Origin of the sequence: Thalassospira marina (assembly GCF_002844375.1) — a bacterium.
Classification (GTDB): domain Bacteria; phylum Pseudomonadota; class Alphaproteobacteria; order Rhodospirillales; family Thalassospiraceae; genus Thalassospira; species Thalassospira marina.
Window position 1 is genome coordinate 1642009 of sequence record NZ_CP024199.1, and the last position, 12615, is coordinate 1654623.

Annotated in this window: 11 protein-coding genes and 2 tRNA genes; 5 read left to right on the plus strand and 8 right to left on the minus strand. The window is 53.6% G+C overall.

Annotated elements, in window-relative coordinates; genetic code table 11:
* Positions 1 to 476: 476 nt before the first annotated feature.
* Positions 477 to 553: transfer RNA gene (locus tag CSC3H3_RS07425), tRNA-Asp, on the minus strand.
* A gap of 400 nt (positions 554 to 953) precedes the next feature.
* Positions 954 to 1030: transfer RNA gene (locus CSC3H3_RS07435), tRNA-Asp, on the minus strand.
* A 327-nt stretch (positions 1031 to 1357) separates the two neighbouring features.
* On the opposite strand from CSC3H3_RS07435, the gene CSC3H3_RS07445 reads away from it, so the two are divergent.
* Complete coding sequence (locus CSC3H3_RS07445; RefSeq protein WP_101284445.1) at positions 1358 to 1768, plus strand: hypothetical protein; 411 nt, start codon at positions 1358 to 1360, stop codon at positions 1766 to 1768.
* Positions 1769 to 1999: 231 nt separating this feature from the next.
* Here the strand turns inward: CSC3H3_RS07445 and CSC3H3_RS07450 are convergent, their stop codons facing one another.
* The 3 genes from CSC3H3_RS07450 to CSC3H3_RS07460 form a co-directional block, all read right to left on the minus strand.
* On the minus strand, positions 2000 to 2512 hold the full coding sequence (locus CSC3H3_RS07450; protein ID WP_101284446.1) for a transcriptional regulator: 513 nt from the start codon (positions 2510 to 2512) through the stop codon (positions 2000 to 2002).
* Positions 2513 to 2591: 79 nt separating this feature from the next.
* Positions 2592 to 3092 (minus strand): response regulator, encoded by a 501-nt coding sequence (locus tag CSC3H3_RS07455; RefSeq protein WP_101267794.1) that lies wholly within the window; start codon positions 3090 to 3092, stop codon positions 2592 to 2594.
* Between the two features lie 197 nt (positions 3093 to 3289).
* On the minus strand, positions 3290 to 3826 hold the full coding sequence (locus CSC3H3_RS07460) for a deoxycytidylate deaminase (RefSeq protein WP_101284447.1): 537 nt from the start codon (positions 3824 to 3826) through the stop codon (positions 3290 to 3292).
* A gap of 274 nt (positions 3827 to 4100) precedes the next feature.
* On the opposite strand from CSC3H3_RS07460, the gene pyk reads away from it, so the two are divergent.
* From pyk to CSC3H3_RS07480, 3 genes are all read left to right on the plus strand, one after another.
* Positions 4101 to 5525 (plus strand): pyruvate kinase, encoded by a 1425-nt coding sequence (pyk, locus tag CSC3H3_RS07465; protein ID WP_101267790.1) that lies wholly within the window; start codon positions 4101 to 4103, stop codon positions 5523 to 5525.
* A 554-nt stretch (positions 5526 to 6079) separates the two neighbouring features.
* A complete protein-coding gene (locus tag CSC3H3_RS07475) occupies positions 6080 to 7600 on the plus strand; it encodes a DUF2336 domain-containing protein (RefSeq protein ID WP_101284449.1) in 1521 nt (506 codons plus the stop codon).
* Positions 7601 to 7606: 6 nt separating this feature from the next.
* Entirely contained in the window at positions 7607 to 8536 is a 930-nt protein-coding gene (locus tag CSC3H3_RS07480; RefSeq protein WP_245881323.1) for a hypothetical protein, read from the plus strand.
* Positions 8537 to 8624: 88 nt separating this feature from the next.
* On the opposite strand, the gene CSC3H3_RS07485 is transcribed toward CSC3H3_RS07480, so the two are convergent.
* From CSC3H3_RS07485 to CSC3H3_RS07500, 3 genes are all read right to left on the minus strand, one after another.
* Entirely contained in the window at positions 8625 to 8951 is a 327-nt protein-coding gene (locus CSC3H3_RS07485) for a ribbon-helix-helix domain-containing protein (protein ID WP_101284450.1), read from the minus strand.
* A gap of 309 nt (positions 8952 to 9260) precedes the next feature.
* A complete protein-coding gene (locus CSC3H3_RS07490; protein WP_101284451.1) occupies positions 9261 to 9842 on the minus strand; it encodes a DJ-1/PfpI family protein in 582 nt (193 codons plus the stop codon).
* Positions 9843 to 10264: 422 nt separating this feature from the next.
* On the minus strand, positions 10265 to 11278 hold the full coding sequence (locus CSC3H3_RS07500; RefSeq protein ID WP_101284453.1) for a mechanosensitive ion channel family protein: 1014 nt from the start codon (positions 11276 to 11278) through the stop codon (positions 10265 to 10267).
* Positions 11279 to 11509: 231 nt separating this feature from the next.
* Between CSC3H3_RS07500 and CSC3H3_RS07505 the strand changes: the two genes are divergently transcribed.
* Positions 11510 to 12412: an OmpA family protein gene (locus CSC3H3_RS07505; protein WP_101284454.1), complete on the plus strand. Its 903-nt coding sequence runs from the start codon at positions 11510 to 11512 to the stop codon at positions 12410 to 12412.
* Positions 12413 to 12615: the final 203 nt, after the last annotated feature.

Sequence of the window (12615 nt, forward strand, 5' to 3'; positions counted from 1 at the left end):
CCCGTCTTGGTGGTGTCGATAGAGCGAACGTTAAAATGGCAAAACCATTGTCCGCCTCATTTTTGTAACGGCGAGATGACAGCACAATTCAGGGGGGCAATCAATGCTGCGCCGCAATAAATCAGACAATTCACATGTAAATAATCGCCAAAAGTTCGTTTACGGGAAACTGCGTAAATAAAAACGATTATAAATTGTGGCATTTGCCCGGATTTTCGCGGCTACGATGCAGGGTGGGTTTAGGTAGAGTCACAGGGCGGGGAATGGCCGGGCAGGGGTATATTGTATGCCAAGCCGGATTCTATCAATTGAACCAATATATTGGTCCGCTGACACCACTTGGCGAAGCTGATTTTGCTGCGCGTATTTGAACATTTGACCGGGCTTGAGATAGTGCGGGGTGATCCCCCTGAGCGCAGATACAAAAAAAGCCGCATGATCCAAAGATCAGCGGCCTATTTGTACTCTAAAAAGAGTGGCGCGAGTGACGGGACTTGAACCCGCGGCCTCCGGCGTGACAGGCCGGCGCTCTAACCAACTGAGCTACACCCGCTCGGTGTGTGGCGCGGTTTATATAAAGGGCTGCCGGGTCTGGCAAGCGTTTTTTTGCAAAAAAATAACAGTAACTTGGCAGGCCCGGTTTTCCGGGAAAAATCGCACGCTGTTTGCTCTGTTTTGCGGGGTCGGAAAGGTGAATGGGGTTTTGGCGGCGGCAAAAATAAACCCAAATCGCAAATCGGTGCGCAGGCGGAGGATGCCAAAAACGCAAAATACGCAAACCTTTGCCCGAAAATTTTTATTCGGGCAGGCGGGCACAGGGCAAATTATGCAAATCGGGGTGGGACGAAATAAACAGGAAGAGTAAGGCCGACATCACGGCTGCCAGGGCGCAAAAACAAAAAAAACGCCAGCGAATAAATCGCGGCGTTTCTTTTGTTTTTCCCGAAGGAAAATGGCGCGAGTGACGGGACTTGAACCCGCGGCCTCCGGCGTGACAGGCCGGCGCTCTAACCAACTGAGCTACACCCGCTCGGTGTGTGGCGCGGTTTATATAAAGGGTGGTTCAGTCTGACAAGCCCCTTTTTTCATGAAATGTCGTTTTTTTTATCGGCCCAACTTTTGCGGCAGTTTGGGGCAGCGAATTTCGCCAGCAATGTCCGGGGCTTGCATATCCCACAGAATATTAATATTAGACAAACCGCATGTGTGTTCGCACATTTGGAAGCATTCTTGATGCGGATCAAGGCAAAAAATCGCGCAAAGAGCTATTTATAAAACTGTAACGTTTTCAGCTAACTACCGATAATTCCCTGCTTTTGAAGGGGGAATTCGCGGACAAGCAGGAATGGACCCTGCCATGAAAGATAATGGACCAATACCACCGCTGCTTCGCCAGATTAACGATGCTTTGACGCATGTTAGCCTGGGAGCACAAACGCAGGCCGGTCGCACCGATGAAGGTGGGCGTCAGGACCTTGCCGATATACTGACCCTGTTTCGCAGTGTCGTTATGCTGTGGGGGGCGCAAAATGCCGTCCTGAGCGGCGATGCACCACTGGCGCGGGAATGGATGAAAGCCCGTCTTGATGCCATCTCGCACGAACTTGACGCCATTCTGGCAGGCCTTGAGACATTGGGCATCGGTCGTCATAGCCCGGATATCGACGTTGCGGTTTCCGCCTTAGATAGCGGCGATACCAGCGAGGTCGACGAAAATTTCGAACTGATCGACTTCGTAAACCATGTGAAAGGCCAGCGTAGCATCTGATTAAAACGTCGCCATCATACCGACGCCTGGTTAACGGGCATCTGCCTTTGCCTTCGGGCATTGGAAAACGCGCAACGAAACTGGTTCGCCAGCCCGGGGTTTAGGGGAGGTCGGCTTTCAGATGCCAGATCACCGCGCAGTTTTTCAAACGGTGGATGCCCGTTATTTTTTTGCGCGGCGTACTGCGATAAAACGCCATCGGGGGGGGATGCGGATTGGGCGAGGGGCTGTTTACTCGCGGGGTTCGGCATAACGCGCGGCAAGTTTTGCCAGCGCTACAGTGGTTGCCTGTTCGATTGACGTCCCAAAACCGGTAACCCGACTGGCAAGAATCACGTAGATCGCATCAATATGCAATTGTGTGACCATAAGCTGGCGGCGGTTTGCCGTTGTGCGACCCGCCAGAAAAATTTCCAGCGATTTGGCAATCTGCGTCATTAACGGATAATCAAATGTGCCGCCCAGGGCTTTGGTTGAATAGGCAAGGTCGGCGCATTTTTCAACGGCAGCAGACCGCAGATCGGCATTGCCAATCGCATCAATAACCAGTTGCCGACTTTCTGTTAGATCATGGCCGATGCTGCGCACAAAAGAATCACTGCTGCGCTGGACAACTTTTTCCAGTTCTTCAAGCTGTTCCGGGGCAAGGTCAACATCGAATCCCTTGGTGAAGTTGACGGCCCGCTGCTTTAGCTCCGTACGGGGCGGGATGATTTGAACTTTTGGTAGCTTCTGTTCATTCATCTGGTTTGGGCTGTCCCGGCAGGTTGAAAGGTTGCCCGCAATTAGGGCAAACGATCTTACCTTTTTTAGTCGCCTGATACTAGTTTCTCTTGTCGGTGCCGCGGCGGTCCGGGCCATCAAACGGGACTTGGCGGCGGCGGCGGTCCGGGCCGAAATAGGTGCTGGTATTGATAAAATGGCGCGGCCGCGTGATCACGGATACAAGCCGGCTATACAGGGCCTTGGCGTTAAACGGTTTTGCCAGAAATTCGGTAATGCCAAGGTCACGCGCGGTGGTGACATATTGCTGTTCGGAATGTGCCGTTAGCATAATGACAGGCACAAACCGGTTGGGCGAGGAGGTGGAATTTCGCAGGGAATCGAGAAATTCCAGCCCGTCCATACCGCGCAAACGCCATTCGGTAATAATGATATCGACCTGCTGGGTGCGCAAAATGCGAAAGGCTTCTTCGGGTTTGCCCACCCGGCGAACGCTGACCGCCCCCAGATAGGATAATGTGTCGAACACAACCTGCGCAGATATCTTGTCGCCATCCACGACCAGAAAACTGACTTTGCTAAAATCGATTTTTGCACTCATCAGGTCTTGCATCCGCATTGGGCTGTACGGCAACCTATACCGTCAATCTTGCCAGTTCCTGCTGGCAGCAGCCGGGTTAACAGACTGTGTTACATACATTAGTTTTAATTCATTACCGGTTTGTCGGTGTGGCGGCAAGCATGATCTATGGCCTTGCGATGCCTTGAAACCAATGTTTGTGCCGCGTCGCGATCCCCCTACAGGTTTTTCAATTCATCCGGGCTGACCGAATTTTCAGCGGCATTTTCGTCGCCATTTTCGGTTTCCAGTACCAGGGTTTCACCTTCGCCATCGATCAGTTTCACCTGCACGCCGGATTCGCCAAACATTTCGGTCGAAATGTTCATATCCTGCTCCCAGCGCTCCAGAAAATCCGGGGTCAGTTTTTGCCGGTCCACATAAACCTCGGCAATACCAGCCTGGATAATGGCGCGTGCGCAATCGCTGCAGGGAAAATGCGTGACATAAAGTGCACAACCATCAAGCGATGTGCCGGTATAGCTGGCATTGTAGATCGCATTGCGTTCGGCATGTTCGGTATAGGCATATTTGGTCGGGCGCTGATGGCGTTCCTCGATTTCATCATTCACGCCGCGCGGAAACCCGTTATAGCCAACGGCGCGGATTTCCTTTTTCGGGCCGATCACAACGGCACCTACCTGCGTGCTGCGGTCTTTGGACCAGTCGGCGATATGCGCGGCCAGTGCCAGAAAACGATGGTCCCATTTGCTCATATTTGAAAATTCCCGAATTAAACCCTGGATCGTTGTTCCGCGGGCAATGATAGCTGATTTGTCTTTTAAAGAGGTCGTCACAGGGGGGTGTCCAGCGAAAAAATTGTCATTCGACCTTGGCTTAGCAGAAAAGTAACTGTTCAAAGCGGGCGTGATTCACTATTAAGGGGATACCCCCAGACACGAAAAATCAGGATATTTTGGCGCGCCCTGTTTCACTCTGGTTGTCGCGCCAGAATTCAATGGAAACCGAAAAACAACGAGGTAAAAGCGGATGCGCCGTCAACGTAAGGCGAAAATCATCGCAACCCTGGGGCCGGCAAGTTCTAGGCCGGACGTTCTGGAAAAGATCGTCCAGGCAGGCGTCGATGTCTTTCGTTTGAATTTCTCCCACGGCGAGCACGCCGAACATCAGGCACGGTTTGAAACGATCCGGGAAGTCGAAGCCAAGCTTGGTCGTCCGATTGGCGTTCTGATGGATTTGCAGGGCCCGAAGATTCGGGTTGGAACTTTCGCCGACGAAAAAATCACCCTGGAAGCCGGTGCGCAATTCCGGTTTGACATGGACAAGAAGCCGGGGGATCAGACCCGCGTTTCGCTGCCCCATCCCGAAGTTTTTGCCGCGTTGCAGCCGGGTGCAAGCCTGCTGCTTGACGATGGCAAGCTGCGCATGCGGGTTGATAAATGCGATGAAAATTCAGCGGATTGTACCGTTGAAATCGGCGGTCCGCTGTCGAATCGCAAGGGTGTTAACCTGCCTGACGTGATGCTGCCGATGTCGCCGCTGACCGAAAAGGACCGTATCGATCTGGTTTACGGTCTGGAAATGGGTGTCGATTTCGTTGCCCTGTCCTTCGTTCAGCGCCCTGAAGACGTTGCCGAAGCACGCAAGCTGGTCAATGGCCGTGCTGCCATTGTTTCAAAGCTGGAAAAACCGCAGGCAATTGAACATCTTGATGAAATCGTCGCCCTTTCCGACATCATCATGGTGGCCCGTGGCGACCTTGGCGTTGAATGCCCGCCCGAAGATGTTCCGATCCTGCAGAAACGCATCATCAAGGCCTGCCGTGAAGCCGGTAAACCGGTTATTGTGGCAACCCAGATGCTCGACTCCATGGTATCGAACCCGGCACCGACCCGTGCCGAGGCATCCGACGTGGCAACTGCCATTTATGATGGGGCCGATGCGGTCATGCTTTCGGCAGAAAGTGCCGTTGGCAAATATCCGATTGAAACCGTCAGCATCATGAACCGCATCATGGTTCGTGTTGAACGTGACGAACTTTATTTCCGCCTGCGCGAAGCATCCCGCCCGGATCCGGAGCATAATGCTCCTGATGCGATCAGCGCTGCTGCCCGCCAGGTTGCCGGAACGATTGGTGCCAAGGCCGTGGTGACCTATACCACCTCTGGCTCGACGGCATATCGTTCGGCACGCGAACGGCCGGAAGTTCCGATTCTGGGCCTGACGCCGAAAATTCAGACAGCACGTCGTTTGGCGCTGTGCTGGGGGGTTCACCCGGTCTTTACCCGCGATGCCACCAATTTTGGTGAAATGGTGGGTATCGCCTGTGACGTCGCCAAGCGCGAAGAATTTGCCGATAACGGTGATTCGCTGGTTATTACCGCAGGTGTTCCGTTCGGTACGCCCGGTGCGACCAATATTCTGCGAATCGCATGGCTTTCGGGGCGTGGCTGATTGCCGTTGGCATCACCGCTTTATCCTGTTGCAAAGGGCTGCCTTCGGGCGGCCCTTCGTGTTTTTCGGCACTTCATTTTTTGCGGTGTTGGTTCGTTCTTTAACTTACTCCCATACACCCGCGCATCGGTTGTCAGTGTTTGGCGCGTTTGAAAACGTAGTTCCCTGTTTCCGGGGATTGACCGGGGTTCGGCCTGGTTTGGCTTCATTACAGTCCTTTTCAAATCGTTCAAAATTTGCGTTCTGCCGGGCTGCAAAAGGGGCAGTGCAGTGCGCGTTAAGGCTGTGGGGCGCTAAACATATGGCATCTCTGGGTTTTGGCAGGTGGCGTTAAGGTTTTTTTGAACATTTCTGCCGATAGTGAAAAACATGGAAATAAGCCTGCCATGGGGACAGTTTTTTGGCAGGTCTTTGGTTTAAAAAGAACTTTTGGGGCTGATCTGTTGTTCTGGCCGGGCCACCTTGCTACAAGGATGGCGGTCAATTTCCAGATTGAACCGGGGAATCGGCAAATCGGTGCCAAAACCCAATAAAAAGTGGGGATACAAAAGAACATGCTGGCCTGGATGTTCAATCGGCAAAAATCAAAGGACGCGGATAACAAGGACCGCGCTGGCGATAAATTGCGCGAACTGGCCGACATTGTTCGCACCGTTGCCCCCGACGAATTCTCCATGAACAAACCGGTTGCGACCCGGTCCGATATGTCGGCGCGGTCGTCGAACCCGCATGATCATTCCTCGCCTGAGGACGAATCATTTTTAAGCTTTGCGGCCCGCATTGGTGCCGATGAAGACGAATATGATGACGACGATGATGCCTTTTATATGCCGACCCGCCATGGCGAGGATGACAGCGAAGCGCGCATGGATGTGTCGCGCCGTTTGCGCCGCCATTTGCCCGACATTACCGCGTCCCAGCGCATGGAAATGGTCGACGAGTTTATGGATGCCATTGTGCGTCTGGCCGATTGTTATCGCCCGCAGGTGATTGCGCTGATCGAACAGGAACTGGGCCATACCCCATATCTGACCCGTCAGGCAGCCAACCGTTTGCGCATGGATCTGGCAAATATCGGGCAGGTTCATATTGTTGAATATGTTGAACTGTTAAACGATTCCGATTTTCTGGATCTGGTGCGTGGGCGTGGCGAATTTACCACCACAGCCCGGACGCGGGATCGCATGCGCGCCAATATGGCCCACGCCCGCCGCGCGCAGGACCGTAACGACGCCACCAAGGTTGGGCTGTTTGCCCGCCTGCGTCAGGGCGAAGAAGCGCCTGAGAATGTCGTTGAAATCGCCCCGCATTTTGACCGGTCCGCATCGCGTAAAAACGAAACCCCGGAAGAACGCCTGCTGAATGGCCGGGACCGTTTGTCCCGCCAGGCGCAGCGTCGCATGGCGCATTTTATTGCAGCCTCGCTGTTTGATACGCTGGTTGAAGAAGGCCGCCTGCGCGCGGAAGTCGCCCGTGCCGTTCGTCAGGCCGTGCGTCAGCGCATTGAAAAGGTCCGGTTCGATAGCCGCGTTGCCCGCGATACCCGCCCGCCCGTTGGCGAAGATATCGCCAATGCCGACCTGTCGCTTGAAGGCAATACATTTTCTGATGGCCCCGCAACGCGTGGCCCGACGGTTGAGCAATATGTGCTTGATGCCCTTGCCCGCAATGATGACGAGGCCGTGGTGCGTGAACTCGCACGTTATGGCCAGTTGCCGCCATCTGTTGTGGCAAAAATTCTGGATTCGGGCAGTGCACGCGCCATAACGGCAATGGCTTGGCGGGCAGGGATGTCCGCGCAGTCTGCTGTTGTGCTGCAAATCAGCTCCGGCATTGACGAAGACGCGCTGGAAACACCAGGTACTGGCGGGCGCTTTGGCATGCCGCGCGCTGATATGGACTGGTATATCGATTTCTTCACCGATCCCGCGACCCCATCTGCGGCAGAAACCCAGGCCGCGGCCGAAAAAGCAGCCAAAAAGGCCGCCGAAGAAGCCGCAGCCAAGGAAGCTGCCGATGCCAAAGCTTCAAAATCGCCCTCCTTGCGGCGTCGATTCGCGCGTAAGGGAGACTAAGCGCCAATGTCGCTTGACCTTGGGATTTCCTATGACGGTTTGAAATATGCGCTATCCATCAAGGATAGCTATCGCACGCGCGAACCGTTAACGGTGACCGGCGCGGGCGATAAAAAGCGCCTTTTGATGCCGGAACATTTGCTCAGCAATGATCTGGCGCTGTTGCAATATGATGATCCGCTGGCTTTGGCCGTGATTGCCACCAAAGACCCGGAAAGCCCGATGGCATTGGCGGCAGCAACCCGTATGGGCCCCCATGCCAAATGCAAGGAACTGATTACCGGTATTTTTGAAGTGGTTGGCGACGCCACCAAGCACGAACTGGTGCATGACTGCATCAAGCTTCTGACCAAAAATGCGTTCAGCCCGGAATCGATGCATGTAGTGCGCAATCGCGCATCAAACCATGTGTTGGAAATTCGCGAATTTTATCGCCGCGCGATGACGGAAAATTTGCGTGCTTTGCTTGATGGCAAGCGGGAAGCGCGTGATTTTGTTGATGAATTTATCGAGCTTGCGACCAGCGGCAATTTGCGCATTGAAATCTACAAGCGTCTGGTGATCAAGCTGATGCGCTCGGATGCCGTGCGCCCCAGTGTGAAATTCATGCTGCTGGAGCGCCTCGATTGTTTTCCGCAGATGGTCAAAATCCAGATTGTGTCCGAGGTCAATGCCGCGCCCGATACGGCCGAATATCAGACCCTGAAACAAGAACTCCGCTGGATTTACGAAGCCAAAACCCGCGAAACCAAACGCGATACGGCAGAGCGTTCGGCAAAATCCTGGCTGGCACCATCCCGGATGGATTTTGCGACTGCGGCTGGCATGCAAAATAGCCGCAACGCCGACCAGCAGCGTGCCCGGGATCCCTATCATGGCGGTAAATCGGCCATGCCGGGCTTTAACAGCCGCGATATCGCCTCCTGGCTTAGCTAGGCCTGCTATCTTTTCCATCACATGAACGGATGGTGGGGGGGGGCGCTCGTTTGATCTGCCTGCGCCCTGTGGTGCGTGTCGGCGTCAGTTAACCCGCAATCGCCCGGTTCTGGTTGCTGGCAACGTTGGCGTTGCGTGCGGGCAGGGATGGCGTTTCGTTCTGTTGTAGGTAAACCGTGCAGACAACGCGCAAAAGCGATGCAAAATTCGGGATATTACCGCGCTGGGCGACGACTTCGTCATGCAGAAGCCCCAGGAATTGCGGTGTGCTGTAACCATCCTTCAGGGCAATTTCATCGATAATCTGCCAGAAACGCTGTTCTAACCGCAGGCTGGTGACAACACCATTGATCCGAACTGATCGGGTTGTTGTTTCATAAAGTGCCGGGTCGGTTCCTGAATAGATATTGCACATGACATTCCCTTTCCCTGGCTTTGTTTATTTGCATCCTATGCTGCGCATCGGATTCGGCCATCATCCTGTCAGATGGCCGGAACCGCCACGTAGCGCGCCTAAAATTGCCTGCAAATCGTGCGGGAAGGCTGGGGAAATGGCAAGTTGTATGTGCAGGCTTGGCGGCAGCGTGCGGATATGCAGGGCAGGATTAGGATGCGAAGAGTGCGCATCGCAAAAAAGGCGGCAATGTTTTGTGCGTTAACATTGCCGCCTTTTATTTAAGGCCCATCAGCTTGGTATGGGGGCTTGGTCACCCACATGCAGGTCTTAAAGGTTGATGGTAGTGCCCAGAACCTTCAGGAACTGTGCCATCCATTGCGGGTGTGCGGGCCATGCCGGGGCGGTTACAAGGTTGCCATCGGTATGGGCGGCATCAATATCGATTTCCATGTAGGTGCCGCCAGCCAGTTTGACCTCGGGCGCGCAGGCCGGGTAGGCGGAAATCTTGCGATCGCGGATAATATCGGCCGCAGCAAGGATTTGCGCACCATGGCAAACAGCCGCAATGGGTTTGTTATCGGCGTGGAATTCCTTGACCAGTGCAATCACCTTGTCATTCAGGCGCAGATATTCCGGTGCGCGACCACCGGGAATAACCAGGGCGTCATAGTCACTGGCTTTTACATCGTCAAAATTGGCGTTCAGCGCAAAATTGTGACCGCGTTTTTCGCTATAGGTCTGGTCGCCTTCAAAATCGTGGATTGCGGTGCGCACGCTATCCCCGGCTTTTTTGTCCGGGCATACGGCATCCACCTTGTGGCCAACCGCCAAAAGGGTCTGGAACGGCACCATTGTTTCGTAATCCTCGGCATAATCGCCGACCAGCATCAGAATTTTTTTCGCAGGCATCGTCGTTTCTCCCGTGGTTTTTAAGGTCTTCGGGCAAAGCATAGAATATTTACACGCAGGGCGGGTAACAGCAGGCTACTACGCCGTCATAAGGCTTCATTTTTGCCAATAATCCGGCCTTATCAGGCCAATCCGATTTCGTCTGAATTTGCGGCTGCAGGCCCGTTTCAGGTCCGGTTAGCGACCGGGATATTTATGCGTTCTGAAATGGCAGGAAGGCCCTGCTGGCATGGTTCGGACCGGATGGGGGATGGGCGCAATATGATTGTTCGGGTTGAAGGTTCGATGCCTTCAAACTTGGTCCGAATAATTGGCTGCGCAAGTTGGCGTACAAAAAAACGGACACCCGTTGGGGCATCCGTTTTTTTGTTCAAACTTTCCATATCCTGGCGGCGGATGCCGGGCAGGTAGGATTGTTATTATCAGGCTTTGGTTTCGCCAGTCGTTTTATCCGGGGTCGGATCGGCATCAATGCTGGCGGTTTCGGCTTTGGTTTCTGCCGGTTTTGCTGCTTTGGTTGCCTTTGGTTTGGCGGTGCTGGCGCGGGGTTTCGGGGCCGGTTTTGCCGAGGCTTCGGCTTTTGCCTGCATCGCTGCTGAAAGGGCCTCGGCGCTATCAGCTTTCAGGTGCAAGTCACGCTGCGGGAACGGAATGGTAAAGCCGGCTGCTTCCAGTTCGGTTTTGGAACGGCGGCTCAGATCCCAGAAGGCTGCCCAGAAATCCGGCGTATTGGCCCAGCCACGCGCGGTAATATCAACCGAGCTTTCACCAAGATTGGCAACAAAAGACATCGGTGCCGGTTCGGCAAGAATACGGCTGTCGCTTGCGACCAGATTTTTCATGAATTCAAGTGCGGCATCCACATCATCGTCATAGGCAATGCCAACCTTGATATCGAGACGACGGGTCGGGTTACGCGAATAGTTGGTAATGGCGCTGTTCCAGATCTGGGAATTCGGAACCGAAATATATACGCCATCGGCCGTTTTCATCAGCGTTGTGAACAGGGTAATTTCAACAACCGTGCCCGAAACCGACCCGGCAGTAACAAATTCGTCCACGCGCAACGGACGCAGTACCAAAATCATCACGCCTGATGCGATATTGGAAAGCGTACCCTGCAGGGCCAGACCAATGGCCAGGCCGGCAGCACCAAGTACGGCGATGATACTGGTGGTCTCGACACCAAATTTCGACAGAACGGCAATAATGACAAATACGAGAATCGTATATTGCACAATGCTTGCAGCCAGCGGCTTTAAGGTATTGTCGACAAATTTGGTGTTTTTCAATGCGCGGCGGACCAGTGATGCAGCCTTGCCTGCAACCCACCAGCCAACAATAAGAATCAGAATCGCGCTGACAATCTGGACACCCATGCCCAGCGCAAATGCGCGAATCATTTCGACGATTGAGTTCGTGTCCGTGCCACTCATGCAAACCTCGTATGCTAGGTCACCAAAAAATAAGTGATCTTCTTTTTCTCTTACGGCGTAGGATGTGCCTAGGATTACATGCTTTGAAAGGGTTGAAAAGGGCACGCGGGATAGCAATAAAAATAATATCTTGGAACCTTTCGCTTTTTTGCGCGTTTCCGGTCATAATAATACCACGTTTGGTACTATTGTTAGAGTTTGATAACAACCTGAACTACTGGGGCAAAGAACATGCAGTTTCGTTCGTCTTTCCTTTTCGCACTTGGCAGCGTAAGTATGCTGGCCGCATGTAGCAGCATCGACAACTCTGGTACTGCTGTTGCTTATGGTGGCAACCCGCTGACCTATGATAGCTCGCTTGATACCGCACTTCACGGTGCCGAGCCGACAACCGCCTTCGGTAAAGACCTTAAAGCCGAATATATCGCTTACGCAGAACGCGAAGCTGATGAATGGTACGACTTCTTTGATGCTGACTTCTTTGCCCGCAAGGCTGCAAAGGTCGCACAAAATGAAACCATCCTTCCGGAAGACCCGGCAAACTGGCGTTTCGATGACCAGGAAATCGCACAGAAGCGCGCCGTTCGTGAAGAACTGATCGGCCTGCTGGACGGCGGCGCACGTGAAGCAATGCCTGACGTTGCTGCTACGGCACAGGCCCGTTACGATTGCTGGATCGAAGAAAGTGAAGAAGGTTGGCAGACCGACCTGATCACCCAGTGCTGGAAAGAATATGAAGATGCGATTGAAAAACTGAAGGCACCGAAAGCTGCTCCGGCTGAAACCCAGCCTGTTGCTGCTGCACCGCGTCTCTTCACCATCTTCTTCGACTTTGACAAATCCGCTATCACGCCGGTTGCCAAACGTGTTCTGGACGCCGCTGCTGAACAGTGGGCAACCAGCCCGGGTACGGTTTCGATCGTCGGTCACACCGACTCTTCGGGCCCGGATTCATACAACCAGAAGCTCTCTGAACGTCGTGCAGATGCAGCTGCCAGCGCCCTGATGACGCGTGGTGTCAAAGCTGATGGCGTGAAGAAAGACGCTGTTGGTGAAGGCGATCTGCTGATCCCGACTCCGGATGGTGTTCGCGAGCCGCGTAACCGTCGCGTTACCATTTCGATCGACAACTAAAATAAACAGTCGGTCATTTACCAAATCTTTGGCAACGGGATGGCATCATGCCATCCCGTTGTTTTTTTTGGATTGTCAGAAAAAGCAGGGAATCAGGCAGCGAAAGTGTGCTTGAAATGAGCAGATAAACCCATACAGTTAACTCAACATAGCGATTGAGCGGACAGAGCCTCCGGGGGGAAGATGAACACAAAGTCGTTTTG